This is a genomic window from Actinomadura sp. 1N219 (assembly GCF_044326405.1).
Classification (GTDB): Bacteria; Actinomycetota; Actinomycetes; order Streptosporangiales; family Streptosporangiaceae; genus Spirillospora.
The window spans coordinates 20,786-47,160 of sequence record NZ_JBIRAY010000005.1; the positions used below are offsets into that span (position 1 = coordinate 20,786).

At 73.7% G+C, this 26,375-nt stretch carries 31 protein-coding genes and 1 tRNA gene; 16 read left to right on the plus strand and 16 right to left on the minus strand.

What is annotated here, in order from left to right; genetic code table 11:
• Positions 1–156: 156 nt before the first annotated feature.
• From ACH35V_RS17470 to ACH35V_RS17480, 3 genes are all read left to right on the plus strand, one after another.
• Positions 157–648, plus strand: coding sequence for a DUF1707 domain-containing protein (locus ACH35V_RS17470; RefSeq protein WP_395973484.1), 492 nt, complete (start codon positions 157–159; stop codon positions 646–648).
• Positions 649–774: 126 nt separating this feature from the next.
• Positions 775–1,389 (plus strand): HAD family hydrolase, encoded by a 615-nt coding sequence (locus tag ACH35V_RS17475; protein WP_395973486.1) that lies wholly within the window; start codon positions 775–777, stop codon positions 1,387–1,389.
• A 135-nt stretch (positions 1,390–1,524) separates the two neighbouring features.
• Positions 1,525–2,286 (plus strand): hypothetical protein, encoded by a 762-nt coding sequence (locus ACH35V_RS17480; RefSeq protein ID WP_395973488.1) that lies wholly within the window; start codon positions 1,525–1,527, stop codon positions 2,284–2,286.
• Positions 2,287–2,441: 155 nt separating this feature from the next.
• On the opposite strand, the gene ACH35V_RS17485 is transcribed toward ACH35V_RS17480, so the two are convergent.
• A complete protein-coding gene (locus tag ACH35V_RS17485) occupies positions 2,442–3,569 on the minus strand; it encodes a tyrosine-type recombinase/integrase (RefSeq protein ID WP_395973489.1) in 1,128 nt (375 codons plus the stop codon).
• 118 nt (positions 3,570–3,687) lie between these two features.
• Here ACH35V_RS17485 and ACH35V_RS17490 point away from each other — a divergent pair, with 118 nt between their 5' ends.
• A complete protein-coding gene (locus tag ACH35V_RS17490) occupies positions 3,688–4,392 on the plus strand; it encodes a DUF72 domain-containing protein (RefSeq protein ID WP_395973491.1) in 705 nt (234 codons plus the stop codon).
• A 53-nt stretch (positions 4,393–4,445) separates the two neighbouring features.
• Here the strand turns inward: ACH35V_RS17490 and ACH35V_RS17495 are convergent, their stop codons facing one another.
• The gene (locus ACH35V_RS17495) at positions 4,446–4,778 is read right to left on the minus strand and encodes a YnfA family protein (RefSeq protein ID WP_395973492.1); all 333 of its coding nucleotides are present in this window, start codon (positions 4,776–4,778) and stop codon (positions 4,446–4,448) included.
• Between the two features lie 181 nt (positions 4,779–4,959).
• Here ACH35V_RS17495 and ACH35V_RS17500 point away from each other — a divergent pair, with 181 nt between their 5' ends.
• The 11 genes from ACH35V_RS17500 (at position 4,960) to ACH35V_RS17550 (ending at position 17,802) form a co-directional block, all read left to right on the plus strand.
• Positions 4,960–6,276 (plus strand): phosphatidylserine/phosphatidylglycerophosphate/cardiolipin synthase family protein, encoded by a 1,317-nt coding sequence (locus tag ACH35V_RS17500; protein WP_395973493.1) that lies wholly within the window; start codon positions 4,960–4,962, stop codon positions 6,274–6,276.
• 183 nt (positions 6,277–6,459) lie between these two features.
• A complete protein-coding gene (locus ACH35V_RS17505) occupies positions 6,460–6,963 on the plus strand; it encodes a GNAT family N-acetyltransferase (RefSeq protein WP_395973495.1) in 504 nt (167 codons plus the stop codon).
• 161 nt (positions 6,964–7,124) lie between these two features.
• Positions 7,125–7,700: a TIGR03086 family metal-binding protein gene (locus ACH35V_RS17510; protein ID WP_395973496.1), complete on the plus strand. Its 576-nt coding sequence runs from the start codon at positions 7,125–7,127 to the stop codon at positions 7,698–7,700.
• A gap of 198 nt (positions 7,701–7,898) precedes the next feature.
• On the plus strand, positions 7,899–8,993 hold the full coding sequence (locus tag ACH35V_RS17515) for an MFS transporter (protein WP_395973498.1): 1,095 nt from the start codon (positions 7,899–7,901) through the stop codon (positions 8,991–8,993).
• Between the two features lie 142 nt (positions 8,994–9,135).
• A complete protein-coding gene (locus tag ACH35V_RS17520; protein ID WP_395973500.1) occupies positions 9,136–10,368 on the plus strand; it encodes a cytochrome ubiquinol oxidase subunit I in 1,233 nt (410 codons plus the stop codon).
• Positions 10,369–10,452: 84 nt separating this feature from the next.
• On the plus strand, positions 10,453–11,199 hold the full coding sequence (locus ACH35V_RS17525; protein WP_395973502.1) for a cytochrome d ubiquinol oxidase subunit II: 747 nt from the start codon (positions 10,453–10,455) through the stop codon (positions 11,197–11,199).
• Positions 11,200–11,228: 29 nt separating this feature from the next.
• Positions 11,229–12,842 carry a thiol reductant ABC exporter subunit CydD gene (gene cydD, locus ACH35V_RS17530; protein ID WP_395973504.1) on the plus strand — a complete coding sequence of 538 codons (1,614 nt, stop codon included), beginning with the start codon at positions 11,229–11,231 and terminating at the stop codon, positions 12,840–12,842.
• Entirely contained in the window at positions 12,839–14,602 is a 1,764-nt protein-coding gene (gene cydC / locus ACH35V_RS17535; protein ID WP_395973506.1) for a thiol reductant ABC exporter subunit CydC, read from the plus strand. The genes cydD and cydC overlap by 4 nt, the downstream gene beginning before the upstream one ends.
• A 111-nt stretch (positions 14,603–14,713) precedes the next feature.
• Positions 14,714–15,592: a methyltransferase domain-containing protein gene (locus ACH35V_RS17540; RefSeq protein ID WP_395973508.1), complete on the plus strand. Its 879-nt coding sequence runs from the start codon at positions 14,714–14,716 to the stop codon at positions 15,590–15,592.
• A gap of 227 nt (positions 15,593–15,819) precedes the next feature.
• A tRNA-OTHER gene (locus ACH35V_RS17545) sits at positions 15,820–15,965 on the plus strand.
• Between the two features lie 268 nt (positions 15,966–16,233).
• Positions 16,234–17,802: a TROVE domain-containing protein gene (locus ACH35V_RS17550; protein ID WP_395973510.1), complete on the plus strand. Its 1,569-nt coding sequence runs from the start codon at positions 16,234–16,236 to the stop codon at positions 17,800–17,802.
• A 4-nt stretch (positions 17,803–17,806) separates the two neighbouring features.
• Here ACH35V_RS17550 and ACH35V_RS17555 read toward each other — a convergent pair whose 3' ends face one another.
• The 12 genes from ACH35V_RS17555 to ACH35V_RS17610 all read right to left on the minus strand — a co-directional run bounded on the left by ACH35V_RS17555 (position 17,807) and on the right by ACH35V_RS17610 (position 23,820).
• Positions 17,807–18,223: a gas vesicle protein K gene (locus ACH35V_RS17555; protein ID WP_395973512.1), complete on the minus strand. Its 417-nt coding sequence runs from the start codon at positions 18,221–18,223 to the stop codon at positions 17,807–17,809.
• Positions 18,220–18,438, minus strand: coding sequence for a gas vesicle protein (locus ACH35V_RS17560; RefSeq protein WP_395973514.1), 219 nt, complete (start codon positions 18,436–18,438; stop codon positions 18,220–18,222). The genes ACH35V_RS17555 and ACH35V_RS17560 overlap by 4 nt, the downstream gene beginning before the upstream one ends.
• Entirely contained in the window at positions 18,435–19,313 is an 879-nt protein-coding gene (locus ACH35V_RS17565; RefSeq protein WP_395973516.1) for a GvpL/GvpF family gas vesicle protein, read from the minus strand. The genes ACH35V_RS17560 and ACH35V_RS17565 overlap by 4 nt, the downstream gene beginning before the upstream one ends.
• The gene (locus ACH35V_RS17570) at positions 19,310–19,660 is read right to left on the minus strand and encodes a gas vesicle protein (RefSeq protein WP_395974142.1); all 351 of its coding nucleotides are present in this window, start codon (positions 19,658–19,660) and stop codon (positions 19,310–19,312) included. Before ACH35V_RS17570 ends, ACH35V_RS17565 begins: the two co-directional genes overlap by 4 nt.
• Positions 19,661–19,711: 51 nt before the next feature.
• Positions 19,712–19,972, minus strand: a complete 261-nt coding sequence (gvpO, locus tag ACH35V_RS17575; RefSeq protein WP_395973517.1) for a gas vesicle protein GvpO — start codon at positions 19,970–19,972, stop codon at positions 19,712–19,714.
• Positions 19,973–19,987: 15 nt separating this feature from the next.
• Positions 19,988–20,239, minus strand: a complete 252-nt coding sequence (locus ACH35V_RS17580; protein ID WP_395973519.1) for a gas vesicle protein GvpG — start codon at positions 20,237–20,239, stop codon at positions 19,988–19,990.
• 4 nt (positions 20,240–20,243) lie between these two features.
• Positions 20,244–21,026, minus strand: a complete 783-nt coding sequence (locus ACH35V_RS17585; protein WP_395973521.1) for a GvpL/GvpF family gas vesicle protein — start codon at positions 21,024–21,026, stop codon at positions 20,244–20,246.
• Complete coding sequence (gene gvpJ, locus ACH35V_RS17590; RefSeq protein ID WP_395973523.1) at positions 21,023–21,460, minus strand: gas vesicle protein GvpJ; 438 nt, start codon at positions 21,458–21,460, stop codon at positions 21,023–21,025. The genes ACH35V_RS17585 and gvpJ overlap by 4 nt, the downstream gene beginning before the upstream one ends.
• Positions 21,461–21,601: 141 nt before the next feature.
• Positions 21,602–21,928, minus strand: a complete 327-nt coding sequence (locus tag ACH35V_RS17595) for a hypothetical protein (protein ID WP_395973525.1) — start codon at positions 21,926–21,928, stop codon at positions 21,602–21,604.
• A gap of 159 nt (positions 21,929–22,087) precedes the next feature.
• The gene (locus ACH35V_RS17600) at positions 22,088–22,717 is read right to left on the minus strand and encodes a hemerythrin domain-containing protein (protein ID WP_395973527.1); all 630 of its coding nucleotides are present in this window, start codon (positions 22,715–22,717) and stop codon (positions 22,088–22,090) included.
• A gap of 124 nt (positions 22,718–22,841) precedes the next feature.
• Positions 22,842–23,303, minus strand: a complete 462-nt coding sequence (locus ACH35V_RS17605; RefSeq protein WP_395973528.1) for a pyridoxamine 5'-phosphate oxidase family protein — start codon at positions 23,301–23,303, stop codon at positions 22,842–22,844.
• Between the two features lie 88 nt (positions 23,304–23,391).
• On the minus strand, positions 23,392–23,820 hold the full coding sequence (locus tag ACH35V_RS17610) for a VOC family protein (protein ID WP_395973529.1): 429 nt from the start codon (positions 23,818–23,820) through the stop codon (positions 23,392–23,394).
• Between the two features lie 108 nt (positions 23,821–23,928).
• Between ACH35V_RS17610 and ACH35V_RS17615 the strand changes: the two genes are divergently transcribed.
• A complete protein-coding gene (locus ACH35V_RS17615) occupies positions 23,929–24,906 on the plus strand; it encodes a helix-turn-helix transcriptional regulator (protein ID WP_395973530.1) in 978 nt (325 codons plus the stop codon).
• 64 nt (positions 24,907–24,970) lie between these two features.
• Here the strand turns inward: ACH35V_RS17615 and ACH35V_RS17620 are convergent, their stop codons facing one another.
• Together ACH35V_RS17620 and ACH35V_RS17625 are read right to left on the minus strand one after the other, a co-directional pair.
• Positions 24,971–25,471, minus strand: a complete 501-nt coding sequence (locus ACH35V_RS17620) for a MarR family winged helix-turn-helix transcriptional regulator (RefSeq protein ID WP_395973531.1) — start codon at positions 25,469–25,471, stop codon at positions 24,971–24,973.
• Positions 25,472–25,533: 62 nt separating this feature from the next.
• Complete coding sequence (locus ACH35V_RS17625; RefSeq protein ID WP_395974143.1) at positions 25,534–26,190, minus strand: DNA alkylation repair protein; 657 nt, start codon at positions 26,188–26,190, stop codon at positions 25,534–25,536.
• Positions 26,191–26,375: the final 185 nt, after the last annotated feature.

The following is a 26,375-nucleotide window of genomic DNA, read 5'->3' on the forward strand; positions in this document are numbered from 1 at the left end:
CCGAAAGACCAGCACCACCCCCCACTTTCGGCAGGGCCGCCCCCGCGTCCTGCGAACGATGTACACCCGGTTCGTCACCGCGGACGAAGCGCCACCGCCTTCCACCGCGCGACCCTGGAACCAAGCCGAGCACGACGCCACCACCAGGGGCACACCATGGACCACCAGCTCCAGCACCCGAACGACCGCCCGAACGTCCGCCCACGCGACCAGCGGCTCGACCCGCCGCCCGAACACGACCGGATCCGCGCCGCCGACCACGACCGCGACGCCACCGTCCAGCGGCTCGGCGACGCCCTCGCCGAAGGCGCCCTCGACCCCGCCGAACACCACCGCCGCCTCGACCAGGCCCTCGCCGCCACCACCCACGGCGACCTGCACCGCCTCACCGCCGACCTGCCCCCCTCCCAGGCCGCCCGCGACCGCGCCGAAACCGCCCGCCGCACCGCCGAGACCCGCGCCGACGAACGCGCCTGGCACAACGAATGGGGCTACTGGGCCGGTGGCGCCGCGATCATGACCACCATCTGGGCCGTGTCCGCGCTCCGGGAAGGGGAGTGGACGTTCTACTGGCCCGCCGTCCCCCTCGGCATCTGGGCCGCCGTCCTGCTCTCCTACGCCCTCTGGCCCTCACGCGACGACCACTGACCCGGCCACGGACACGACCCCGGCCCCCGCAACGGCCACGGCCACGGCCACGGCAAAAACGGTTCGCGCCGCGGGACGTCCGTCCACCGCACTGCAGAACCCGTGGGACACCTGCACATATTCGACATGGACGGCACCCTGCTGACCGGCACCACCGCCAACCTCGAAATCGCCCGCCACCTCGGCACCCGCACCGAACTCCACGACCTCGAGACCCGCTTCGCCGCCGGCGACATCGACACCCGCGCCTTCTCCACCGAGATCCACCGCCTCTGGCGCGACCTCACCCCCGCCGTCGTCGCCACCGCCTACACCGCCGCGACCTGGCTCACCGGCATCGCCGACGTCTGCGCCGACATCCGCGCCCGCGGCGAGCACTCCGCCGTCATCACCATGTCGCCCGACTTCTTCGCCCGCCACCTCCTCGACCTCGGCTTCGACGACGTCATCGCCTCACGCTTCCCGCCCATGCCCTTCACCGGCGCCCTCGACCCCGCCGGAATCCTCACCCCCGCCGACAAGGTCCGCATCACCGAGGACCTGCGCACCCGCCACGGACTCACCCCCGCCCAATGCACCGCCTACGGCGACTCCATGTCCGACGCGCCCCTGTTCCGCCACCTCGCCAACACCGTCGCCGTCAACGCCGACCACCACCTCGCCGACATCGCCGCGCTCGACTACCGCGGCACCGACCTCACCGAGGCCTACGCCCTGGCCCGCACCCTCCAACCCGCCTGACGCCCACCCCGGCCGACGCCCTGCGGGCCCCTGGCACTGCCCGGCCTGCGACCCGGCCCGCCTGCCCGCCCCCTGCGCGACGGACGCCCGCCCGCCGGGCCATGATGGACACTCGCCACGACACGGGGAGCGTCCATGACGTCCATTCCGTCCACACCCGCGGACACGCCACCCGGCACGCCCGCGACCACGCCCCCGCCCCCGCAGCCCGCCGCGGGCGCGCACGCGGCCCCGGACGGACGCGCCCCCCGAACCCGCGGCGGACGCCCGCTGCACTGGCTCACCGCCAGCGCGATCCTCTACGGCCTCACCCACCACATCGGCTTCGGCCTCGCCGGACTCGGCACCGTCGACCGCACCCGCTGGGCCGACTGGATCGACATCCTCACCCCCTACGCCGTCCTCCTCACCGCCGCCGCCGCGCTCCACACCGCCCGAGCCGGACGCCGCACCTGGGCCCTCTACCTGATCGGCGCCATCACCTACGTCGAAGGCCACGGCATCCACCTCGCCGCCAACTCCGTCGGCAACGACGCCCCCGGACACGTCGCCCACCTCTGGGACGAGGTCGTCGGCCACTACCTCTGGTACGCCGGAACCGCCCTCGTCGTCGCAGCGCTCACCGCCGCGCTCGCGCACCACCCCGCACCGCCCGACCGCCTCACCATCCTCCCCGCCCTCGGCGTCGCCTTCACCTGGACCAGCAACTCCCTCGAAGGCGGCACCGCCCTCATGGGACTCGCCGTCGCCGCCGCCCTCACCGCCTGGGGCCTGCACACCCGCCGCACCTTCGGCCGCGTCCTCGTCCCCGCCTTCGCACCCGCCATCGTCATGCTCATCGGCTACGGCATCTGGCACCACGGCTTCCCCCAGCCCTCCGACATCGGCTGGGTCTGACCCGGGGGAAGAGGCCCACACCCTCGTCGAGGCACAGCGGGATCAACTCCCGTTCCACTTCGCGGTAAATGAGCCCCCGGCACACCCCTTTCTCCACCCGCCGACCCGGCCGCCAGCCGCCGGCCACCGCCCCTCCGTGACCGGCACCCGGCGCGCTACCCGCCGCGGCGGCCCTCCAGCGGCCCCAGCAGCGGATGGACGCGCATCGCCGCCTCCAACTCACCCGGCAGCTCATCCCGGTACCGGCCCAGCGTCGACAGATCCGCATGCCCCAGCACCCGCCGCACCGCGTCCATGTCCGTCGCCGCCGCCAGCAGATGCGTCGCCGTCGTATGCCGCAGCCCATGCGGCGTCACGCTCCGCCGCCGCCCCGGCTCCACCCTCGCCAGCACCCGGTCGATCACCCCCTGCACATCGCCCCGCGCCAGCCGCCGCCCCCGCCACGACAGCAGCAGCGCCTTCGGCTCCCGCCCCCGGTCCAGCAGCGCGCGCCCCTCCGCCAGATACGCGTCCAGCACCTCCGCCACCGGACGCGGCAACGGCACATCCCGCGTCCGCCCGCCCTTGCCGAAGATCCGCCAGTACCGCGTCCCGCCGTTGACGAAGAAGTCCTCCACATTCGCCGCCGTCAGCTCCGACACCCGCGGCCCCACCGCCGCCAGTAACAGCACCACCAGCCCGTCCCGCAACTCCGTCCGCTGATCGGAACGCCGCCGCCCCTGACCCGCCCCCACCGCCCCGGCACCCGCCGGACCCGCCTCCGCCAAGCCCCGCGCCGCCCCCAGCAGCCCCTCCGCCTGCTCCGCCGTCAATGCCCGCCGCTCCGCCCGCAACCCGCCCCGCTGCACCGGACGCACCGTCACCGCCCGCATCGGATCCAGCTGCACCCACCCCACCACCGCCGCGTACTTGAAGAACGCCGACACCGACCGCCTGAACCGCGCCTGCGACGCCGCGCTCTGCACCGGCCCCGCCTGCGCCGACGACCCGGCCCGCGGCCGCGGCGCCCCAGCCCCCGCCGCGCCGGCACCCGCCGCCCCGGGCCGCCGCCGCGCGTCCGGCTTCCGCGCGAACGCCAGCAGCACCGCGTCGACGTCCTGACCCGTCAGATCGTCCAGCACCCGCTCACCGCCCGCCAGGTCCGCGAACGTCAGCACGTCCCGCACGTACACCTCCGCCGTCCGCGGCGTCAGCGCACCCGTCGAAGTCTTCGCACGCACCATCTCCGCATAACGGTCGGTGGTCTCGGCAACGGACAGGCGCTGAACAGCAGAGGGACGCACCCGCCGGACGCTACCCACCGCCACCGACAAAACCGCCCACCCGCCCCCGCCCGCAGAATCGACCGCCCGCCGGGTACCACCACCTGCACACACCGACACCGGGGGAGGGGACGACCCGATGCGGATCGGCACATCCGGATGGCAATACGCCGACTGGCGCGACGTCCTCTACCCGCCCGGACTCCCGCAGAAGCGCTGGCTCCAGGAATACGCCCGCACCTTCACCACCGTCGAGAACAACAACGCCTTCTACCGCCTCCCCACCCGCACCACCTTCGAGCAATGGCACGACGCCACCCCACCCGGCTTCGTCATGGCCGTCAAAGCCAGCCGCTACCTCACCCACATGAAACGCCTCAACGACCCCGCCGAACCCGTCACCCGCCTCATGAACGCCGCCGCCGGCCTCGGCCCCAAACTCGGACCCGTCCTGCTGCAGCTCCCGCCGACCCTGCGCGCCGACCCCGACCTCCTCGACGCCTGCCTACGCCGCTTCCCCGAAAACGTCCGCGTCGCCGTCGAACCCCGCCACCCCTCCTGGTGGACCGACGACACCCGCACCGTCCTGCACCACCACCGCGCCGCCCTGTGCTGGGCCGACCGCCTCGGCCGCCCCACGACACCCCTCTGGCGCACCGCCGACTGGCTCTACCTGCGACTCCACGAAGGCCCCGCACAACCCTGGCCCCGCTACGACGAGACCACACTCCGCACCTGGGCACGCGAACTCGCCCCCGCCGACGACGCCTACGTCTACTTCAACAACGACCCCGGCGGCGCCGCCGTCCACGACGCCCTCCGCCTCACCGACCTCCTCCGCTGAACCCAGGGGAGGAGCCAGGGGGAGACCCGGGGGAGGCCCCTGGGGGAGCGGCGTCACCCCCGCGGCGCATACATGATCACAGCGACGCCGCCCAGGCAGATCAGCGCACCCGCGACGTCCCACCGGTCGGGACGGAAACCGTCCACCACCACGCCCCACGCCAGCGACCCCGCCACGAAAACCCCGCCGTAGGCCGCCAGGATCCGCCCGAAATCAGGGGAGGGCTGGAACGTCGCCGCGAACCCGTACGCGCCCAGCGCCAGCACACCCGCCGCGATCCACACCGGCCCGCGCTCCTCACGCCACCCCTGCCACACCAGCCACGCCCCGCCGATCTCCGCCAGTGCGGCGACCACGAACAACCCGACCGACCGCAGCACACCCATGCCGCTCACCCTACGAATACGCGTCATCCAAGAGCGCCTCGCCCCCGCGGCGTCAACGCCGCTGTCCACCCCTGGACAGACAATGATCAACAAGCCGGGACATCAAGGATACTTTCGTGATCATCAACGGCCGCCGGCGTATCACCGCCCGCGAGGCCGCCCACCCCGCGAAAGGACACGAATGTCCAGCCGACGCTTACGCATCGGCGCTGCCTGCAGCGCCCTCCTGATCCCCGCGATCCTCGGCCTCGCCGCACCCGCGGCCGCCGAATCCCCGGCCGCCCTCGCCGCCGAGCCCATCGACCTCACCAAAGTCGTGAACTACGCCGACTTCGACGAGGGCAAGCACCAGAAGATCGCAGCCCACGCCATCGCCCTCCTCAACGCCGCCACCCCCGGCTCCACCGTCAGGATCACCCTCTACTTCTACGACCGCGCGGACGTCACCGAAGCGCTCCTCGCCGCGGCGAAACGCGGCGTCAAGGTCCGCATCGTCATGGACGGCTGGAACCGCACCAGGCCCCAGTGGAAGGCTCTCATCGCCGCGTCCAAGGCACCCACGCCGCCCTCGGAGCGCGTCGCCGTCTCCACCTGCAGCCCGAAACGGGTCAACTACAACGGACGCTGGGTGGCGTCCCGCGGCTGCATCGCCAATCGCGAGTACGACGAGGACACCGGCGAGCCCAGCAACGAGCCGTCCATCATGCACAACAAGTTCATGACGCTGTCCAGCGTGCAGACGACCTCCGGGACGGTGAGCAACGTCGTCTACGTGTCCTCCGCCAACCTGGACTGGTGGAAAGGCGAGGACCGCCCCGACCTGAAGGCCTACGAGAACGTCGTGACCCTCGCGAGCGCCGAACTCCACAAGTTCTACGGCGAGAAATATTTCGAGGACCTGTTCGACGGCCCGACGACCACGGGGAACAACTCCTACGGCGACCCCGACCCAGACCCGGAGGCCGACAACAACTTCCACAGCGCCGACAACGAGGTCTTCACCTATCCCAGGCAGGTCCACGACCCCGTCGGCGCCGCCATCGAGAGGGCGTCCAGGACCTGTTCCACCACCACGACCGACGACGTCATCAAGGTGGCCAACTTCAGGATCTCCCGCAGCAACATCACCGGGATCCTCGGGTTCGCCAAGAAGAGGGGCTGCACGGTCCAGGTCGTCACCGGCGACGTGGGCGACGACCCCGGCACGCCGGGGAACGACCACTGGCCGGCGCTCCTCCTTCTCCTTGAGGCGAACATCGACGTCAAGGTGTGCCACCCGTCCATGGGCGCCTACTCGGAGATGCACGAGAAGACCTTGATGATCAATCACGGTCCCACCGCCGGCCTCTACATCGGCAGCGCCAACATGACCGACGGCGCCCTGAAGTACGCCGACGAGAGCGTGCTCCGGATCATGAAGACCTCGCCCATATGGGCGAAGTTCGACCAGCACTTCAACGCCCTCCACGATTACTGCCCCACATGGGACGGCAGCTGACCTGGCGAAAGACGTGCGAGCCGATCGCGTGGTTCGCCGCCGCCGACCCGGGGCGACGGACCACGCGGTCACGAAAACGCCGTACACCATACAGAATTTGGCTTCTGTCCGGTTCGACATTCTTCGCGCCCGTCCGCCGCCCCGGCAGCCCGCCGGTGCAGGCGAAGAGGGACAATCGGCCAGGTGAGCGACCTTCTCCAGCCTCCGCGGCTCGTGCGGCCGACGACGGCGGTGCGCGAATCGTTCCTGGTCGGGGAGTGGTCCGACTGCCTGGCGAGCGGCACGCCGACCGGCTGGCTCGAACCGGCCCGCGAGGACTTCGGCGCGTTCGTCGCCGAGCGCCGCGGCGCGCAGACCCGCTGGGGCGTGCCCTGCAGCACGTTCTGGTACGTGTCGGGGGAGCACTACCTCGGCACGCTGATCGTCCGGCACCGCCTGACGCCCGAGCTCGCCGAGGTCGGCGGCCACATCGGCTACCACGTCGTCCCGGCCTGGCGGCGGCGGGGCCACGCCACGCGGATGCTCGCGGCGGGCCTGGACGAATGCCGTCGGCTCGGCCTGGATCGCGTCCTGCTGACCTGCGCCGCCGGCAACGAGCCGTCCCGCCGCGTGATCGTCGCGAACGGCGGCGTCCACGACGGCCGCGCCCACGGCGAGGACCGCTACTGGATCACCCTCACCACCTGAATGATCTGAACCCGAGAACCGCCCGATTCGCCCCGCTTCCAGCACCCTTGATCGTTGGTCGATAATGTATATTATGTTAAGTAGAGGTGATCGTGGCCGATGGCGGTTGCGGGCGTTAGAGTGCGGGCGTTCGCGGTTGGCGACGATGCGAGGCGGGCGGTGTGGCGGTCGTGATCCCTGAGCGGTTCGTGCGCGCGTTGGACGGTTTCGAGGCGGTGCTCGTCGCGGTGCCGCCGGATCGGTGGCTGTCGCCGTCGCCGTGCGAGGGCTGGTGCGCGATCGACGTGGCGGGCCATGTGACGGCGGGGCTGCTGGTGGTGGAGCTGCGGGCGGCCGGACTGCCGCTCCCCCGGGACGATCCCGACTGGCGCGAGGTGGCCGGTGAGGATCCGGTGGCGAGCTGGCGTGCGGTGCGGGCGCGGATGACGGCGGAGTTGACCCCGGAGGCGCTGGCGCGGCGGATCACGCTGGGGTCCGGGGATGTGATGACGCTGAGTGACTGGCTGGAGCATTCTCCGGTGGAGTTGCTCGTCCACACGTGGGATCTGGCGCAGGCGACCGGGCAGGAGGTCGTGTTCGACGCGGATCTGGTGGCGGCCGCGCTGGCGACGGCCAGGGAGTTCGCGTCGCGCGGGCGTGCGGCGGGGATGGTGGGTCCCGAGCGCGTCCTGCCCGATGGGGCGGGTGATCAGGAGCGGCTGCTGGCGTTGTTGGGCCGCACTCCCCTGGCCGGCTGATCGACCGGCTGTTCTCGCGCCGCTCGCCCCGGCCGTGTCCCTTGTGTCCCTCTCCCCCGGATTTGCGGGTGCGGCGGGCGGGGTGGGGCGGTTAGGGTGCGGAGTATGACCTGGCGACATTGATCTTCACCTGAGGCGGGGCTCGCGCGCAGGCTGTACGCCTACGCGTTCCTCGAGGATCTCGTTCTTCTGTACCCGGTGTACGCGCTGCTGTTCGCCGATACCGGGTTGTCTCCCGCTGCGATCTCGTCGCTGTTCGTGATCTGGTCGGTGACGACGTTCACGCTTGAGGTGCCGTCCGGTGTGTGGGCGGACGTGTTCTCGCGCCGGACGCTGCTGGTGATCGCTCCCCTGCTCGCGGGTACGGGCTTTGGCCTGTGGTCGTTGTTCCCGTCGTATCCGGTGTTCGCCGCGGGTTTCGTGTTGTGGGGCGCGGGGTCGGCGCTGCGTTCGGGGACGATGCAGGCGCTGGTGTACGAGGAGCTGGAGCGGGTCGGGGCGACGGGGGCGTATGCGCGGTTGATCGGGCGGTCGGAGGCGGTGTCGATGCTGGCGGTGGTGGCGGCGACGGCGCTGGCGGCTCCGGTGCTGGCGGCGGGCGGGTATCGGGCGTTGGGCGCGGCGAGTGTGGCGGCGTGTCTGGCGTGTGCGGCGGTGGGGTGGTTGCTGCCGGAGTCGCGGGGCGGCGGCGGTGAGGGTGAGGAGGAGCCGTCGCTGGGGTCGGTGGTGCGTGCGGGGTGGGCGCAGGTGCGGGGCGGGTCGGCGGTGCGGTGGTCGCTGGTGCTGGTGATGGTGGTGGAGGGGTTGACGTCGCTGGACGAGTACGTGCCGTTGCTGGCGCAGTCGACGGGGGTGGCGGCGGCGTCGGTGCCGTTGCTGGTGCTGGTGGTGACGGTGGGTGATGCGGTCGGGGGGTGGGTGGCGGGGCGTGGTGTGCGGTGGCTGGCGCCGCTGCTGGGGGTGGGTGCGGTGTTGCTGGCGGCGGGGGCGTTGAGTGGGCGTCCGGGTGGGATGGTGCTGGTGGGTGCGGCGTTCGGGGTGTCCCGGTGGGCGATGGCGGCGGCGGACGCGCGGTTGCAGGAGCGGATCGGTGATGGGGCGCGGGCGACGGTGACGTCGGTGGCGGGGTTCGGTTCGGAGGTGGTGGCGTTGCTGGTGTATGCGGGGTATGCGTTGGGGTCGCAGTGGGCGGGTGCCGGGGTGCTGGTGAGTGTGGCGGCGGTGCCGTATGTGGTGGTGGCCGTCGTACTGGGGTTGGCGGGGCGGCGTGGGCGTGTACATCGGGAGATGTAGGCGGCGGGGTGGGGCTGCGCGAAATGCGCATGCGGGTTGAACGCTTGCGCCTGATTCGGCGGTGGGGTGCGGGGCCCGAGGATCGTGGGGTCGTTCTCGGATCGATCGTTGGGGTGTGTCGCTCATGGGTGGGGACCCGTTGATGCTGGCGCGGGTGCAGTTCGCGTTGACGGCCGGTACGCATTTTCTGTTCGTGGCGTTGACGTTGGGTTTGGCGACGCTGGTGGCGTTGACGCAGACGCGTGCGGCGGTGTCGGGCAGTGCGGTGCATGAGCGGATGGTGCGGTTCTGGGGGCAGTTGTATGTGGTGAATTATGCGGTGGGGATCGTGACGGGGCTGGTGATGGAGTTCCAGTTCGGGTTGAACTGGGCGGGGATGTCGCGGGTGACGGGGGGTGTGTTCGGGGCGCCGCTGGCGTTGGAGACGATCGTGGCGTTCTTCGTGGAGTCGACGTTCCTGGGGTTGTGGATCTTCGGGTGGGATCGGCTGAACCGGTGGGCGCATCTGGGGCTGATCTGGGTGGTGACGCTGACGGCGTATCTGTCGGCGTATTTCGTGTTGGTGGCGAATGGGTGGCTGCAGCGTCCGGTGGGGTTCGAGATGGTGGACGGTGCGGCGCGGTTGACGGACGCGGGTGCGTTGCTGACGAATCCGACGGCGGTGCTGGCGTTCGTGCATGTGCTGTTCGGGGGGTTGCTGACGGCGGGGTTCTTCATGGCGGGGGTGAGCGGTTATCACCTGTTGCGGCGGACGGCGGAGGTGGAGTTCTTCCGGCGGTCGATGCGGATCGGGTTGCTGACGGTGATGTTGTCGGTGATGCCGGTGGTGGTGTTCGGGGGGATGCAGTTCGCCTACGTCCAGCCGACGAAGCGCGGGGGTGACGAGGGGGCGGCGGCGGTGGCGGGGTTCACGGCGCGGTTCGGGCCGGACGACTACTCGCCGCCGGGTTTGGCGTGGGTGGGTGAGGCGCTGATGACGATGATGTGGTTGCTGATGTTGATCGTGGCGGTGGTGGCGCTGGTGAAGTTCCCGTTCGGGCGGTGGCTGGTGCGGGGGCGGGTGTTCCACGTGGTGATGATCGCGGCGGTGCCGTTGCCGTATGTGGCGATGGTGTCGGGGTGGTTGTTCCGTGAGGTAGGGCGGCAGCCGTGGATGGTGTACGGGGTGTTGAAGACGCGGGACGCGCTGTCGCCGGGGGTGGGTTCGGGGACGATGACGGCGTCGTTCGCGGCGTTCACGGTGTTGTTCGCGGTGCTGTTCGGGGTGAATGCGTGGTTGCTGGTGCGGTTCGCGCGGCGTGGTCCGGAGGGGTCGGGGCTGGGGGCCTCTCCCCCGGCGGAGCCGGCGTCCCCGGTGCTGAGCCCGACGTTCTGAGGCCCGCGGCCTTGCCCGACGTTCTGAAGCCCACGTTCTGAAGCCTGACGTTCTGAAGCCGACCGGTCGATAAGGAGCCTGGTGATGGATGCTCTCGCGGTGGTGTTGCTGGCGGTGTTCTCCGCCGGGTATCTGGTGCTGGCCGGTGCGGACATCGGGGTGGGGATGCTGCTGCCGTGGCTGGGGCGGGATCAGCGGGAGCGGCGGTTGGTGATCGCGTCGTTCGCGCCGTTCTTCCTGGGGAACGAGGTGTGGCTGGTGGCGGCGGCGGGTCTGGTCGCGGGCGCGTTCCCGGGGTTGGAGCATGAGCTGCTGGAGGAGCTGTATCCGGTGTTCGCGGTGCTGCTGTTCGCGTGGGTGGTGCGGGACATGGGGCTGTGGCTGCGGGGGCGGGTGGACGCGTCGGCGTGGCGGGGCGGGTGCGATGCGGCGGTGGTGGCGGGGAGCTGGGGGCTGGCGCTGGCGTGGGGGTCGGTGCTGGGGTCGCTGCTGGCCGGTGGGGGCGGGTTGAACGCGGGGAGTGTGCTGGGGTTGCCGCTGGCGGTGCTGTTCGCGTGGCATGGTGCGGGGTTCGCGCGGTGGCGGCTGCCGGTGGCGCTGGCGGGGCGGGCGGCGCGGGTGCCGTCGCGGTACGGGTTGTCGGCGCTGGTGATGGCGTCGGCGCCGGTGGTGGCGGGTGTGGAGGTGTCGTGGTCGGAGGTGGTGGCGGAGGGTGCGGGGTTGACGATGACGGCGGTGACGACGGTGGTGGTCCTGCCGTTGCTGCTGGCGGCGCAGGCGTTGGTGTGGTGGACGTTCCGAGGCCGGGTCGAGTCGCCGTCGTACCTGTAGGGGGTTGTGGTGACCTGTAGGGGGTTGTGGTGAAGGGTGTCGAGCGGCGTCTGCTGCGGCGTCTCCCCCGCCGGGTGCCGGTGGTGCTGGGGGTGCTGGCGGCGGCGCAGGGTGTGCTGCTGCTGGTGCAGGCGGAGTTGCTGGTGCGTGCGGTGGCGGGGCTGGATGCGGGTCCGTTGCCGTGGCTGGCGGGTGCGGTCGCGGCGCGGGCGGCGCTGGCGTGGGTGGTGACGAGCGTGGCGGGTGGTGCGGCGGCGGGGGTGAAGCGGGGGCTGCGGGAGGCGCTGCTGGCTCGTCCGGCGGGTGATGCGGGTGCGCGGGTGACGTTGCTGACGCGGGGGCTGGACGCGGTGGATCCGTTCTTCACCGGGTATGTGCCGCAGTTGCTGGCGGCGTGTGTGGTGCCGGTGGTGGTGTTGGCGCGGCTGGTGACGGTGGATTGGGCGTCTGCGGTGGTGGTGCTGGTGACGGTGCCGCTGGTTCCGGTGTTCGGGGCGCTGGTGGGGATGCGGACGGCGGCGTTGACGGGGCGTCAGTGGGCGTTGCTGCATCGGCTGGGCGGGCATTTCCGGGATGTGCTGGCGGGTCTTTCGACGTTGCGGGCGTTCGGGCGGATGGGGCACCAGTCGGGTGTGGTGCGGGAGCTGGCGGACGGTCATCGGCGGGCGAGCGTGCGGGCGCTGCGGGTGGCGTTCTTGTCGTCGCTGGTGCTGGAGCTGGTGTGTGCGCTGTCGGTGGCGCTGGTGGCGGTTCCGGTGGGGTTGCGGCTGCTGGAGGGGCGGATGGCGTTGTCGGCGGGTCTGCTGGTTCTGGTGTTGACGCCGGAGGTGTATCTGCCGTTGCGTGCGTTGGGGCAGCGGTTCCATGCGAGTGCGGAGGGTGTGGCGGCGGCGGAGGCGGCGTTCGCGGCGCTGGACGTCCCGGCGGCGCGTCCGGGCGGGCGGGTCATGCCGGGCGGGGGTGCGCCGGAGATCGTGCTGGAGGGGGTGACGGTGCGGTATCCGGGGTCGGAGGGTGCGGCGCTGGAGGGGGTGTCGTTGCGGGTGGGGGCGGGTGAGCGGGTGGCGGTGGCGGGGCCGTCGGGGGCGGGCAAGTCGACGCTGCTGCTGGTGCTGGCGGGTCTGGTCGTCCCGGATGCGGGGCGGGTGCTGGTCGACGGGGTGGATCTGGCGGAGCTGGATCCGGTGGCGTGGCGGGCGCGGCTGGGGTGGGTGCCGCAGCGTCCGCACCTGTTCGCGGCGTCGGTGGCCGACAACATCCGCCTCGGCGATCCGGACGCGGGCGAGGCGCGGGTGCGTGAGGCGGCGCGGGCGGCGGCCGCGGCGGAGTTCGTCGAGGAGCTGCCGGAGGGGTATGCGACGGTGCTGGGTGAGGGCGGTGCGGGGTTGTCGGCGGGTCAGCGGCAGCGGCTGGCGGTGGCGCGGGCGTGGCTGCCGGGCGGTCCGGTGGTGCTGTGGGACGAGCCGACCGCGCGGCTGGATCTGCGCAGTGAGCGGCTGCTGGTGGACGCGGCGGCGCGGCTGCTGGCGGGGCGGACGGCGGTGCTGGTGGCGCATCGTCCGGCGTTGCTGGGGGTCGCGGACCGGGTGGTGCGGCTGGACGGCGGCCGGGTCGCCGGCGCGGCGCGCGAGGAGGCGGCATGACCGCGAGCGACGTGACCATGAGCAATGTGACGGCGAACCGGGTGAGCGGGGGCGGGGTGTGGGGTGCGGTGCGGCCGCACGCGGTGCGGCTGGTGGCGGCGGGGCTGGCGGGCGCGGCGGCGGAGCTGTGCGGGCTGGGGCTGATCGCGGCGGCGGCGTGGCTGATCGCGCGGGCGTCGCAGCAGCCGGAGCTGGCGGCGCTGTCGGTGGCGATCGCGGCGGTGCGGGGGTTCGCGCTGGCGAAGGGGACGCTGCGGTACGTGGAGCGGCTGGCGGGGCATGACGCGGCGCTGCGGGCGCTGGCGGAGCTGCGGGGCCGGGTGTTCGACGCGCTGGCGGCGGCGCGGACGGGCGAGCGGCTGTCGGGGCGGCGGGGTGTGCGGGACGGTGACGCGCTGACGCGGATGGTGTCGGACGTCGACGCCGTGCAGGATCTGCTGCTGCGGTGCGTCCTGCCGGGGGTGGCGGCGGTGGCGTGCGGGGTCGCGGGCGTGGTGGTGTGCGGGGCGGTGTGGGCGCCCGCCGCGGTGGTGCTGGCGGTAGGTCTGCTGGTGGCGGGTGTGGTGCTGCCGGGGGTCGCGGCGGTTGCGGGCGGGCGGGCCGCGGCGCGGGCGGCGGCGGAGCGTGAGGCGCTGGCGGTGCGGTCGCTGGACGTCCTGGAGGGGGCTGCGGACCTGGCGGTGTTCGGGGCGTCCGGGCGGTTCGCGGCGCGGGCCGGGGACGCGGCGGGGCGGCTGGCGCGGGCGGAGCGGTCGGGTGCGCGGGTGGCTGCGGCGGTGGCGGCGGCCGGTTTCGCGGTGCAGGGCGCCGTGGTCGCGGCGGTGCTGTGGGCGGGGCTGGGCGCGGGGGTGGACGAGGTCGGCGCGGCGGTGCTGGCGTTGACGGCGCTGGTGGCGGTGGAGTCGGTGCTGCCGCTGGCCGGGGCGGCGCAGCGGCTGCGGGAGGTGCGGCCGTCGCTGCGGCGGGTCGGTGCGGTCCTGGCCGCTCCCCCGGCGCGGGCGGCGGGGCGTCCGGTGCGGGTGGCGCGGGGGCCGCTGGAGGTGGAGCTGCTCGGGGTGCGGGTGTCCTACGGCGCGTCCGTCGCGCTGGACGGGGTGGACCTGCGGGTGGGGCGGGGGCGGCGGGTCGCGGTGGTGGGGGCGAGCGGGGCGGGCAAGTCGACGCTGCTGGCGGCGGTGGCCGGTGAGGTGGCGGCGGGGTCGGGCGCGGTGACGGTCGGCGGGCACGTCCTGGGCGATGACGCGCCCGCTCAGGTGCGGGCGGCGGTGCGGGGCCTGACGCAGGACGCGCACGTGTTCGCCGGGACGGTCCGCGCGAACCTGCTGCTGGCGCGTCCGGACGCAGGTGAGGCGCGGCTGCGGGCGGCGGCGGAGCGGGCCCGGTTCCTGGAGGTGGTGCAGGCGCTGCCGGACGGATGGGACACGGTGGTCGGCGCGGGCGGGCGTGGCCTGTCGGGCGGGCAGCGGCAGCGGCTGCTGCTGGCGCGGGCGCTGCTGGCCGACCCGCCGGTGCTGGTGCTGGACGAGCCGGCCGAGGCGCTGGACCCGGTCATGGCGGACGCGGTCACCCGGGACCTGCTGTCGCGTCCGGGCGGCGGGACACTGCTGCTGGTGACGCACCGGCTCGCGGCGCTGGACGCGGCCGACGAGGTGGTCGTGCTGGACCGGGGCCGGGTGGTGCAGCGCGGCCGGCACGCCGATCTGCTCGCGGTGCCGGGCGCGTACCGGGATCTGTGGGACGCCGAGACCCTCACCGCCTGACCGGCGGCGCGCGGGTCAGGGCGGCGCGCGGGGTCAGGTCAGATGGACCTGTCAGGCTGGCCGGGATTGGACCTGTTCACCGGGCCATTGCGGGGGGCACGGTTGGTGTCCATGGAAGCGACGACGACGGCGAACGACCCGGCGGGCGGGTCGCAGGACGGGCCGGCGGACGGGCCGGGGAACGGGTATGTGCACGGGTATTCGGGGCGGGAGGCGCGGCGGCTCGGGGACCAGGCCGAGGCGCTGGCCGATCTGCTGCACGACGGGACGTCCTTCCCGGCGGGGAGCCGGGTGCTGGAGGTCGGCTGCGGCGTCGGGGCGCAGACGGTGCAGCTGCTGGCCCGCTCCCCCGGCGCGCGCCTGACCGCGGTCGAGGTGTCTCCCGCGTCGCTGGACCAGGCCCGCGCGCGGGTCGCGGCGGCGCGTCCGGGGGCGCGGGTGGAGTGGCGGCTCGGGGACCTGCACGACCTGCCGTTCCCCGACGACGCGTTCGATCACCTGTTCGTGTGCTTCGTCCTGGAGCACCTGCCGGACCCGCGGGCCGCGCTGGCGGGGCTGCGGCGGGTGCTGCGGCCCGGCGGGACCGTCACGGTCATCGAGGGCGATCACGGGTCGGCGTTCTTCCACCCCGACAGCGCGCACGCCCGCGCCGCGATCGCGCACCTGGTCGCGCTGCAGGCCGCCGCGGGCGGGGACGCGCTGATCGGGCGGCGGCTGGCGCCGCTGCTGGCGGCCGCCGGGTACGAGCGGGTCGGCGTGGGGCCGCGGACGGTGTACGCCGACGGGAGCCGCCCGGCGCTGGCGCGGGCGTTCACCCGCGACACCTTCACCGCGATGGTCGAGGCGGTCCGCGCCGACGCGGTCGCCGCCGGGCTGGCCACCCCCGCCGACTGGGACCGCGGCGTCGCCGACCTGCGCCGCACCGCCGCCCCGGACGGCACATTCCACTACACCTTCTTCAAAGGCACGGCGGTCAACCCGTCCCCTTAACGAATAATCAGTTGTGCGGGCGGCGCCCGGACTGGTCCCCTAGGGATATCGCCCTTCCGGTGCGAAGGCCACGGGATACTTCTTTCTGCAAAAAAGAAAACCCTCTCCCGAGGCCGCCTCCGAACTCGGAAGGGCTCGGCAACTGCAGGGAGTGCCCGGTGCGCAGGTGAGAGTTACTTCGACACATAATCGAGTGGTTGCGGGTTCGAGTCCCGTCGCGAGCCTTTGGGCTCGTGTAGCTCAAGGGTAGAGCGCTACGTGTCTCTCGCCGACCTTCTGATCTCGGGCGCGCTCTCTGGTCACAACTGAACACGCACCTCCCGGTGCGCAGGCGGACGGATACTTCGAGGTTCAATTCCTTGCAGGCCCCCCATGGGCCTGTCGCCCCATTCGGCGGGGCTATTCCGTGCGCCGACTCGATCTCGGGAGGGAGCACATTCTTCGCGGTGCCCGGTGCGCAGGCAACGGATACTTCCTTGGGATCCACGGGGCGCGGGTTCGAATCCCGTCGCCGTCCATGGGGCGGCGTAGCTCAGCACGGCAGAGCAGTGGACGCGTCGGACCGTCGCCGACTCCTGATCTCGGGCATCACCGCGAAAACCCGAAGGGCTCCCTCGATTAACTGGAAGGGAGCCCTGCTCATGGCGAAGTTCAACCGCGGCACCGTCCGCGCGGCCGTCTCCAGCGCGATCCGGACCGGGTCGGCGGCGTCCGGCCGCACCTACGAGGGCGCGCCCGGCTACGCGCGCGACGCCAAGGGCGAGCTGTTCCTGCTCGCGGTGGCGAACATGGTCGGCGAGGGCACCTTCTACGAGGCCGCCGGCGACCGCGACGCCCGCTTCCGCGACCTGGTCCGCCGCGTCGCCGTCGACGACGCCGACTGGACGGCCGGGTTCCTGCCGTGGCTGCGCGGCGAGGCGAACATGCGGTCGGCGCCCGTCGCCGCCGCGCTGGAGGCCGTCCACGCGCGCCTGGCCGCCGGGCTGAACGGCGGCAACCGGCAGCTCGTGGCGAGCGTGTTGCAGCGCGCCGACGAGCCCGGCGAGGCCCTGGCCTACTGGACCTCGGTCCACGGCCGCGCCGTGCCCAAGCCCGTCAAGCGCGGCATCGCCGACGCCGTCCGGCGCCTCTACACCGAGCGGTCCCTGCTCAAGTACGACACCGGCGCGCACGGCTTCCGCTTCGGCGACGTGATCGACCTGGTCCACCCGGCGCCCGCGCCCGGCAAGCCGTGGCAGGGCGAGCTGTTCGCGCACGCGCTCGACCGGCGGCACGGCCGCGGCGGCGAGCCCGCGCTGCCGATGCTGCGGGCCCGCGAGGAGCTGATGGCCACCCCCGCCGCCGAGCGCCGGGCGGTGCTGCTCGCCGCCGGCGGCCCGGACCGGCTGCGCTCGGCCGGGATCACCTGGGAGGCCCTGGCGGGCTGGCTGCAGGGCCCGATGGACGCCGCCGCGTGGGAGGCGATCATCCCGAGCATGGGAGTGATGGCGCTGACGCGGAACCTGCGCAACTTCGACCGGGCGGGCGTCTCCGACGAGGTCGCCGCGACCGTGGCGGCCAAGCTCGCCGACCCCGGCGTGATCGCCCGCTCGCGCATGTTCCCGTTCCGGTTCCTGGCCGCGCACCGGGCCGCGCCGTCGCTGCGGTGGGCGTGGCCGCTGCAGCAGGCGCTCGACCACTCCCTGGCGAACGTGCCCGCGCTCACCGGCCGGACGCTGATCCTGGTCGACCGGTCCGGGTCGATGTTCGGGCGCGTCTCGGACAAGTCCGGGCTCAACCGCGCCGACGCCGCCGCGATCTTCGGGACGGCGCTGGCGCTGCGCGCGGCCTCGGCCGACCTGGTGGAGTTCGGCACCGGCCACCGGCCCGTCCGCGTCGACGCGGGCGAGTCGCTGCTGACGGTCCTGGAGCGGTTCACCAGCATGGGCGGGACGAACACCGCCGCGGCCGTCCGGGCGCACTACCGCAAGCACGACCGCGTCGTGATCGTCACCGACGAGCAGGCGTGGGGCGGCCGCCACGGCGCCGACCCGACCGCCCACGTCCCGGCGGACGTCCCCGTCTACACCTGGAACCTCGCCGGGTACAAGCACGGGCACGGCCCCTCGGGCGGCGGGAACCGGCACGTGTTCGGAGGCCTGTCCGACGCCGCGTTCCGGCTGATCCCGCTGCTGGAGGGCGGACGCGACGCCGCCTGGCCCTGGCTGTAGGCGGTCAGTCCTCGGGGAGGAGGGGGCCGAGGGGGCCCAGGTCCAGGTTGAGGTCGTGGTCGTCCAGGCCGAAGTGGTCCTTGAGGCGGGTCATGGCCTCGTCGAGGCGCATCAGCGCCAGGCCGAGCGCCTCGACCTGGTCGGCGGTGAGGTCGCCGCCGTCGGCGCGGCGCAGCGCCTGCCGCTCCATCAGCTGCCTGATCAGCTCCACCAGGGTCAGCACCAGCTTCACCAGGTCCCGCTCCACCGTCTCGGGGTCGGACCGCAGCCGCCGCATCGTCCGCGACGCCCGCTCCCCCGGCCCCTCCGCGGGAGCGGGCGCGGGGGCGGGTGCGGTGGTGAACGGGTACGCGGCGGGGGCGTCGCGGACCTCCACCTCGCCGGTCACCGGCTCCCGGGCTGGCCGCTCGGGGCGGGTCATGGGTGGTCCTCCCGTCCGGGCGCGTCGGGCATGAGCTCGTCGCGGACGGTGGTGATCAGCGCCCGCAGCGACACCCGCACCAGGTCGACGCCCGCGATCGAGATCACCAGGTCCCCCGCGATGACGACGCCGCCCGCCAGGAGCCGGTCCAGCAGGTCCACCAGCGCGATCCGCTCCATCGGGACGTCGCGGCCCTGGTCCAGGACGGCGCTCACGCGTCCTCCGGCCCGCCCGCGGGCGCGGTGTCGGTGTCGGTGGTGTCGATGAACGAGTACGGCGGCCACGGGCCCGTCACCTCCACCTCGACGCCCGGCAGCCTGTCCGCGGCCGTGCGCGCCACCGCGAGGAAGCCCTCGACCCGCTCCTCGTCCAGCAGGTAGGCGACATTGAGGATCTGCGCGCCGGGCCGTCCCGACAGGCGCGGGTCCTGCGGCGGGTGATGCCGGGACGCGACGGCGTGGCCGGCGAGCGCCGCGTGGACGTCGGCGGCGCGTTCGGCGGCGCGGCGGCCGGCGTCCTCGCGGCGGCGGCGCTCCCGCTGCCGGCGCTGCAGATACGCCGTCCCCACACCGCCCGGCTCCGTGCCGGGGTTGGGGCCGGTGAGGGGCTCGGCGCTCGGCGCGAGCCCCCCACCGGGATCTGCGACGTCCTCGGCCCCGTACGGCGCTCCGGCGGCGGCGTAGGCCTTGACGCCCCATTCCGAACGGCCCGCGATGCCGTCCAGCACCTCGCCGAACCGGGCGCCCTGCGCCGCGAGCACCTCGGCGACCCGCGCGTCGTCGCGGTAGATCGTCGCGATCCGGACCGGCGCGGTCGGCGCGGCGTGCGCGGCCCGGTCCACCACCGCGTGGTGGGCGCGGGCGGTGGCCTCCAGCCACGCCAGGTCCTCCAGGTTGGCGCGCAGGGCCGCCTCCCCGTACTCCTCGAGCCGGACGGTGCTGACCAGCGCGGTCAGCCCGCCCTCGACGACGCCGCGGACGGGCGCGCCCGCGACCCCGGCGGCGCCGCGCAGCGCGCCCGGGTCCAGGCCGCGCGCCACTCCGTACAGGTAGACGGCCGTCTCGCCGGCGGCGAACGGACCTGCGGTCATGATCTCGGCTCCTTCCCGTCGGAGGCGGAAGCGGTGCCGGAGGCGGCCTCCAGCGCGGCGAGGCGGTCGCGGAGCCGCCGGTTCTCCTCCTCCAGCTCCCGGTCGCGGCCGCCGCCGTTGACCTCCTCGGCGGGACGCGCCCTGGACGACAGCGACGGGTCGTGCTCCCACCAGTCGATGCCCATCTCCTTCGCGCGGTCCACCGACGCCACCAGCAGCCGCAGCTTGATCGTCAGCAGCTCGATGTCCAGCAGGTTCACCCGGACGTCCCCGACGATCACGATGCCCTTGTCCAGGATCCGCTCCAGCAGGTCGGCCAGGCTGGCGCCCTGCCGCTCGCCCGGCATCGTCCGCGCCGGCGACCGGGACCCGCCCCAGGAGATCTCACTCAACGCTCTTCAGTCCCTCTCCACTCGTCCGCGGGGATAGCGGCGGGCGCGCCGGTAGGCGACCAGCTCCCCGGCCGCGTCGATCTCGGTGTCGTAGACCGCGAGGATGTCGGCGGAGTCGGGGATGCGGTGGGTCTCCACGACCTCCACCGTGATGCGCCAGCCGTCCTCGCCGGCGCGCTCCACCCCCACCACGCTCTCGGCGCAGCGTCCGGTCATCGCGGTGACGTGCTCGGCCGCCCGCTTGGCGGCCTGCGACGCGGACAGCATTCCGGGCCTCCCTGGCTAGCGGCCCGCCGGCCCGCGGCGGGCGCGGCCTTCGTTCAGCCGGCGGACCAGGTCCTCCTCGCGGGCCGCGGCCTCCTCCTCGGTGATCTCCCCGGCGGCGGCCGCGTCGGCGACCTGCTGCATCTCCGCCGCGATCCGCGCCGGGTCGTACAGCCGCGCCTCGGCCTGCTCGGTGAGGACCTCCGCCAGCCGTGCCACGCCCCGCACGGGCGCCAGCGGCAGCGTCAGCAGGCCGGTGAACAGGCCCATCGGCTCAGACCTCCGGGACGAAGTCGTAGGGCGGAAGCGGCCCGATCAGCCGGACCCGGACCCGGTCGGCGTGCGCCCGGCCCAGGTCGTCGACGGCCTGCTCGAACTCGGCGCGGCGGTCGGCGCGGACCAGGAACGAGGCGTCCAGGACGTCCTCCTCCCGGACCGGCGGCTTGCTGGTGAACGCCTCGGCCGCCGGGGCGGCGCCGTCCAGCAGGGCCTGCCCGTCGCGGTCGCGGCGCCGCTGCATCGCCTGCGCGATGAGCTCGCCGAGCCGGACGCGGTCGTAGTAGACGGCGTCGGCGATGTCGGGCGGCACCTCCCGCAGCCGCCGCGACAGCTCGGCGATCTCCGGGTCGGCCGCCATGATCTCGCGCAGCACCGTCTCCTGGACGTAGGTGGCCTTCAGCCGCAGCTCGACCTTGCCGTCGAGCTCGTCCAGGACCTGCCCGAGGCGGCCGGCGTTGGCGGCCAGCAGCTCCTTCTGCACGGCGGCGCGGTCGGCCATCGCCGCCCCGAACCGGAACGGCACCACCACGGTCCCGGCGCCGACCAGCGCGTTCAGCACCCGCTGGTGCGCCACCAGGTCGGCGCGCTCGCCGAGCGCCCGGCCGCCGGGCAGCGCGCTGACGACCGCGGCGCACGCGCCGCCGTCCTCCACCAGCGACACCGGCCGGTCGTCCAGGCCGTGCACCTCGGGCGGCAGCGCCGCGCCCGAGCGGGTCACGCCGTAGACGTACTGCGGGTCCCCGGGGGCGGGGCCGCCGGGGGGCTGCGGCGTGCTCATTCCTCGTCCTCCTTCTTGCGGGACGAGCGGCGCCGCGCCGGCTGCTTCTCCTCCTCGCCGGAGTCGCCGGAGTCGCCGCCGAAGGTCTCCTTCAGCCGCTCCCCCGCTCCTTCCAGCGCGCCGCGGGTCTTCTTCTTCGCGCCCGACTCCTGCAGGCCCTCCACGAACTGCGGCAGGCCCTGCGAGGTGCCGTCATGGGAGATGTCGAGCCGGTTGCAGGCCTCGGCGAACCTCAGGTAGGTGTCGACGCTGGCGACCACGATCCGCACGTCCACCGTGAGGATCTCGATCCCCACCAGCGACACCCGCGCGAACACGTCGATGACCAGGCCCTTCTCCAGGATCAGGTCGACGACGTCGGCCAGGCTGCTGCCCGACCCGCCGCGCTGGACGTAACCGGTGCCCGAGGTCTGCTGGGCGATCGGCCCAGTCATGTCATCCACTCCCTCGATCGGGGGTCTCGTTCTGGCACGCCCCCCGATGTACCCGCACCGATCCGCCTAAACGGGCCCCCTGCTTTCGGTCAGCCGACGGTCAAGGCGGCGGGCGGCGTGATGCCGCAGGTGGGGCACGGGTCAGCGTTTCCTGGCGGTGAGGCGCCCGACGGCGACGCCCGCGGCGGCGGCCGCCGCGATCGGAGCGGCCCGCAGGAGCCTGGCGAGCGTCACCAGCCGCGCCAGCCCGGCGAGGCGCCCGGGCAGCGCCGCGACCCGTCCGCCGACCCGTTCGCTGACCTGGCCCGCGCTCTTACGGGCGCCGTCCTGGACGCCCCGCGCCGTGCCCCTGGCCGCGCCGGTGGCCCGCCGCGCCGTCGCCGTAGCCCTCCCGGTCGCCGCGCCGGTCGCCGCGCCGGAGTCGTTCACCTTCCCGGACCTGCCGCCGGGAACTCGGGGGGTGTTCATCTGCGTCCCTTCCATCGGGGGGTCATCACAGGGCGGCGGCCCGCAGCCGCCGCCGTGTCGCGCCTACCCCGCCGAGTGCCGGCAAACATCCCCCCGGACGCCCCCTCGCGCACGCACCGACCCCACCCGGGCGGGACGGCCGGGCGTGCGGGCGCCGGGTCAGACGCTCCAGAGGCGGCGCTTGCGGTAGTGCGGCTCCCACATCACCCGGTTCAGGTCCCGCACCGGCGCCGGGAGCGCGGTCAGGAACCGGCTCCGCTCGATCGGCGCGATGCCGTCCACCACCCACGGCACGAACATCGGCGTCCTGGCCTCGCAGCGCCGCCTGGCCTCGTCGGCCAGCGCCCGCCACTCCTCGTCCGCCAGCACCGACTCCGCCAGCGGCAGCGCGCCGGTCTCCTCATGCCGCAGGTAGGTCTCCAGCGCGGCGCGCAGCTCGGCCACCGCCGGGCGCAGATCCCCGCCGTCCTCCATCGCCGCGTCGACCCGGCCGATCAGCGGCTCGAGCCGGGCGTGCTCGGCGCGGACCTCCGCCAGCACCGCCAGCTCCACCCGGCGTCCCCCGACCGCCCGCTCCACCCGCGGCCACAGCACCCGGTCCTCCAGGTCGTGATGCGCGCGGAACAGGTCCTTGAAGTTCTCCCAGCCCGCGCGGACGTGCGCGGCGCGGCCCTTGCCCGCCGCCACCGCCGCCGCGAGCCGGTCCGCGTCCCGCAGGAACGCGTCGTGCGCGGCGCGCAGGATCGTGTGGCAGGTCATCTCGCGCGGCTGAATCGCGAATGCTTCCATACAAGTAAGAGCCCCTTCGACCCCCCGGATGTGACGCCCCGGCGCGGCAAGAGACCCAACTCACACCCGCCGGTGAGAGCCGGGTGCCCCACCTGACCGCCCGCCCCCGTTCGGTGGACGGGTCTCAGTCCGGCACGAGCCATGCGCCGTCGCGCATGACGTCGCGTCCCGGCAGCTCGTTGACCTCACGCCACGCCTGGATCCGCGACGGCCGCACCCGGAAGTACAGGTAGTGCTCCGGCAGGGAACGCGGTTCGAAACCGGTCCGGGCGGCGAACGCGTCGGCCGTGCCGTCCGGCAGCTCCGCGGCCTCCAGCGCCTCCACCGTCCCGTCGATCATGACGACGTCGCGGGTGCCGCCCACCCCGACGCGGGCCGTCCCCGACGCCCGCAGGTTCCGCCCCGTCACGCTCTCCGCAGGCGTCGCGACCAGCAGCGACAAGCTGTCCCAAAGGAACGACAGCGGGACCATGTAGGGGGCGCCGGTGCGCGGGTCGGCGGTGGCCACCCACGCGTCCACGTCGCGGCCGAGCCGGTCCAGGACGTCGTGTTTGCGCTGCTCGGGCGTGCGGGCGGGCGGGAGCATCGGCAGCCTCCTCCTGATCGGGAAGCCTAACGCTAGCCCCGCCCGCGGCCCGGCCGCCGCCGGGACACGGCCGGGACGCGGCCGGTGCTCAGCCCCGCCCGGTCGTGGCCAGCGTCTGCACGTAGTGCGGGTTGGACATCACGCCCAGGATGTTGCCGAACGGGTCGAGCACCGACGCGGTGACGAACCCGCGCCCCTCGCCCCGCTCGGTGATCTTCTCGTGCTCGGTCGCGCCCAGCGACAGCAGCCGCGCCACCGCCGCCTCCAGGTCGTCGACGTGCCAGTACATGATCGCGCCGCCCGGGCCCGCCGCGTCCGCGCCGCCGGGACGGAACCGGGCGTCGATGAGGCCCAGCTCGTGCTCGTAGTCCCCGACCCGGAACTCGTAGTAGGCGGCCCCGCCGTTCGGGCCGGGGACGCTGAAGTACGGCTGCACGCCCAGCAGCTCGGCGTACCAGTCCTTGGCGGCCTCCATGTCGTCGGCCCAGAAGTTGAGGGTGGCGAATCCACGCAGCATGTCCTGCCTCCTTCACCGGGGCCGGGATCTCGTTCCCGACCCGACGCCTACGACGCTAACCCGCCAATAGGTCAGTGAACGTCCTATATGGGCGGCAGGATGGGGACCATGCGCGACCCGTCCGGACGGCTGCTGCGGCTGCTGTCCCTCCTGCAGACCCCCCGCGAATGGTCCGGCGCCGAACTCGGCGGCCGGCTCGGCGTCACCGCCCGCACCATCCGCCGCGACGTCGACCGGCTCCGCGAGCTCGGCTACCCCGTCCACGCCACGCACGGCAGCACCGGCGGGTACCGGCTCACCGCCGGCACCGCGATGCCGCCCCTCGTGCTGGACGACGACGAGGCCATCGCCATCGCGATCGGCCTGCGCACCGCCGCCGGCGCCGTCACCGGCATCGAGGACACCTCGCTGCGCGCCCTGGCCAAACTGGAGCAGGTCCTCCCCCACCGGCTGCGGAGCCGCGTCGCCGCGCTGTCGGCGGCCGCGGTGTCCCTCCCCCCGCAGGACGCCGCCCCGCCCGCCGCCGACCCCGGCGTCCTGGCCCTGCTCGCCGCCGCCTGCGTCACCCGCGAGAAAGTTCGCTTCGCCTACACCGCCGCCGCCGGCCGCGAGACGCGCCGGCACGCGCAGCCGCACCGCCTGGTCGCCGCCGGCCGCCGCTGGTACCTGGTCGCCTACGACGAGGACCGCGCCGCCTGGCGCACCTTCCGCGCCGACCGCGTCACCGGCCCGCACCGCACCGGCGTCCGCGGCCCCGAACGCGAGCTGCCCGGCGGCGCCGACGCCGTCACCTGGGCGATGGACGCCCTCGCCGGCGGGTCCGGGACGATCCGCGCCCGGCTGCTGCTCCACCTCCCCGCCGAGGACGCCGCCCAGCACGTCACCGCGTGGCAGGGCGTCCTGGAACCGGTCGACGACCACACCTGCATCCTGCACACCCGGTCGGACTCGCTGCGGTTCCTGGCCTACCGCGTCACCCTGCTGACCGTGGACTACACCCTGCTCGACCCGCCCGAGCTCGCCGACCACCTCGCCGCGATCGCCGACCGCGCCGCCCAGGCCATCCGCTCCTTCACCCAGCCCTGATCCGCTTCTCCACCCGGCCCTGACCGCCGCCCCGCGCAGGCCCGGGCCACCGGGCCCCCGGGGATCAGCCGAGGGAGGTGTCGCCCAGCGACTCCAGCAGCGTGCGCAGCGCCCCCGCCAGCCGCTCCCGCCCGGCCGCGTCCAGCCCCGCCAGCAGCCGCTCCTCGTTGGCGACGTGCAGGCCCACCAGCTCGTCCACGACCTCCAGCCCCCGCGCCGTCAGCCGGATCCGCACCGATCGGCGGTCGCCGGCGTCCCGGACACGCTCGACCAGCCCCTTGGCCTCCATCCGGTCGATCCGGTTGGTGATCGCCCCCGAGGTGACCATCGCCGCCCGCAGCAGCCCGCCCGCCGTCAGCTCGTAGGGGGCGCCGTGCCGGCGCAGCGTCGCCAGCACGTCGAACTCCCAGCTCTCCAGCCCGTGCGCGGCGAAGAAGTCCTTCAGCTCCCGGCCCAGCAGCTGCTGCGCCCGGGAGATCCGCCCGATGACGCCCATCGGGGACGAGTCCAGGTCGGGCCGCTCGCGCTCCCACTGCGCCAGGATCGCGTCCACCGCGTCGGCCATGGGTCCTCCTCGATCCACAATCTCAATGTTGAGATTATCTCGCGGCGCGAGCGCGGACCCCGCTACGCGCCGCGCCGCCGCACCATCTCGGCGATCCAGGCGGGCGCGAACGGCGAGGTGCAGCCCGGCGGCGTCGGATAGTCCTTGAGCACCTCCAGCCGCTCGCCGATCTCGACGGCGCGGGCGCGGTGCCCGGCGTGCTCGATCCCGATGGTGCTCAGGCACTCGTTCATCGCCCACTGCAGGCGGTCCGGGGCGTCCTTCATCCGCGCCTCGACGATGTCGAGCAGCCCCGCGAGGTCCAGGCCGTCGGGGCTCTTCGCCACCCTCGCGGTCGTCAGCGCCCAGCCGGCGCTCGCGACCACCGGATCCGGGTCGTTGAACCAGGCCAGGCGCAGCTCCTCGGCGTGCGGGCTCTTCTTCACGACGTAGTTCACGAGCCAGTCGTGCACCTTGGGCCGGCGCGCCTCGCGCAGCATGACGTCCAGCTCGTCCCGCCCGAACGCCTTCGGACGGCAGATCAGCAGCGCCAGCAGCCGCGCCGAGCTGTCACCCGTCGCCCAGAGCCGGCGCGCGAGCTCCTGCTGCGTCTTCAGCCGCTTCGCGACCGCGCGTAGCTTGCCGAGGTTCACGCCGTGGTCGTCGCCGTGCTTCTCGTTCACCGCACGGATCTTCGGATCCTCGAGCGCGGCCAGCTCGGCCATCACCTCGGCCACCATCGCCTTGGTCAGCGTCGCCTCGTCCGGCGTCGTCTCGGCCACCGCAGCCTCCTGTGCCTCTCAGACGAGGCCTGAGAATAGCCCTGCTCGACGCCTGTCACGAGACCTCGCGATGCCGACGACGGCCGGGAACGCTCCGCGGCCTCCGCGCATGCGCGCTCGCGCGCCCGCTCGTCAAGCCGTCC

Bases quoted from the DNA above. Each gene is read 5' to 3' on its own strand.
- ACH35V_RS17625 (WP_395974143.1), bottom strand. From the start codon at position 26,190: ATGGTGGCCGAGGTGATGGCCGAGCTGGCCGCGCTCGAGGATCCGAAG.
- ACH35V_RS17610 (WP_395973529.1), bottom strand. From the start codon at position 23,820: ATGCTGCGTGGATTCGCCACCCTCAACTTCTGGGCCGACGACATGGAG.
- ACH35V_RS17520 (WP_395973500.1), top strand. From the start codon at position 9,136: ATGCTGGCGCGGGTGCAGTTCGCGTTGACGGCCGGTACGCATTTTCTG.
- ACH35V_RS17620 (WP_395973531.1), bottom strand. From the start codon at position 25,471: ATGGCCGACGCGGTGGACGCGATCCTGGCGCAGTGGGAGCGCGAGCGG.
- ACH35V_RS17495 (WP_395973492.1), bottom strand. From the start codon at position 4,778: ATGGGTGTGCTGCGGTCGGTCGGGTTGTTCGTGGTCGCCGCACTGGCG.
- ACH35V_RS17490 (WP_395973491.1), top strand. From the start codon at position 3,688: ATGCGGATCGGCACATCCGGATGGCAATACGCCGACTGGCGCGACGTC.
- ACH35V_RS17540 (WP_395973508.1), top strand. From the start codon at position 14,714: ATGGAAGCGACGACGACGGCGAACGACCCGGCGGGCGGGTCGCAGGAC.
- cydC (WP_395973506.1), top strand. From the start codon at position 12,839: ATGACCGCGAGCGACGTGACCATGAGCAATGTGACGGCGAACCGGGTG.
- ACH35V_RS17615 (WP_395973530.1), top strand. From the start codon at position 23,929: ATGCGCGACCCGTCCGGACGGCTGCTGCGGCTGCTGTCCCTCCTGCAG.
- gvpO (WP_395973517.1), bottom strand. From the start codon at position 19,972: ATGCTGTCCGCGTCGCAGGCCGCCAAGCGGGCGGCCGAGCACGTCACC.
- gvpJ (WP_395973523.1), bottom strand. From the start codon at position 21,460: ATGACTGGGCCGATCGCCCAGCAGACCTCGGGCACCGGTTACGTCCAG.
- ACH35V_RS17585 (WP_395973521.1), bottom strand. From the start codon at position 21,026: ATGAGCACGCCGCAGCCCCCCGGCGGCCCCGCCCCCGGGGACCCGCAG.
- ACH35V_RS17480 (WP_395973488.1), top strand. From the start codon at position 1,525: ATGACGTCCATTCCGTCCACACCCGCGGACACGCCACCCGGCACGCCC.
- ACH35V_RS17570 (WP_395974142.1), bottom strand. From the start codon at position 19,660: ATGCCGGGCGAGCGGCAGGGCGCCAGCCTGGCCGACCTGCTGGAGCGG.
- ACH35V_RS17470 (WP_395973484.1), top strand. From the start codon at position 157: ATGGACCACCAGCTCCAGCACCCGAACGACCGCCCGAACGTCCGCCCA.
- ACH35V_RS17550 (WP_395973510.1), top strand. From the start codon at position 16,234: ATGGCGAAGTTCAACCGCGGCACCGTCCGCGCGGCCGTCTCCAGCGCG.
- ACH35V_RS17595 (WP_395973525.1), bottom strand. From the start codon at position 21,928: ATGAACACCCCCCGAGTTCCCGGCGGCAGGTCCGGGAAGGTGAACGAC.
- ACH35V_RS17475 (WP_395973486.1), top strand. From the start codon at position 775: ATGGACGGCACCCTGCTGACCGGCACCACCGCCAACCTCGAAATCGCC.
- ACH35V_RS17525 (WP_395973502.1), top strand. From the start codon at position 10,453: ATGGATGCTCTCGCGGTGGTGTTGCTGGCGGTGTTCTCCGCCGGGTAT.
- ACH35V_RS17500 (WP_395973493.1), top strand. From the start codon at position 4,960: ATGTCCAGCCGACGCTTACGCATCGGCGCTGCCTGCAGCGCCCTCCTG.
- ACH35V_RS17600 (WP_395973527.1), bottom strand. From the start codon at position 22,717: ATGGAAGCATTCGCGATTCAGCCGCGCGAGATGACCTGCCACACGATC.
- ACH35V_RS17555 (WP_395973512.1), bottom strand. From the start codon at position 18,223: ATGACCCGCCCCGAGCGGCCAGCCCGGGAGCCGGTGACCGGCGAGGTG.
- ACH35V_RS17565 (WP_395973516.1), bottom strand. From the start codon at position 19,313: ATGACCGCAGGTCCGTTCGCCGCCGGCGAGACGGCCGTCTACCTGTAC.
- ACH35V_RS17605 (WP_395973528.1), bottom strand. From the start codon at position 23,303: ATGCTCCCGCCCGCCCGCACGCCCGAGCAGCGCAAACACGACGTCCTG.
- ACH35V_RS17580 (WP_395973519.1), bottom strand. From the start codon at position 20,239: ATGGGCCTGTTCACCGGCCTGCTGACGCTGCCGCTGGCGCCCGTGCGG.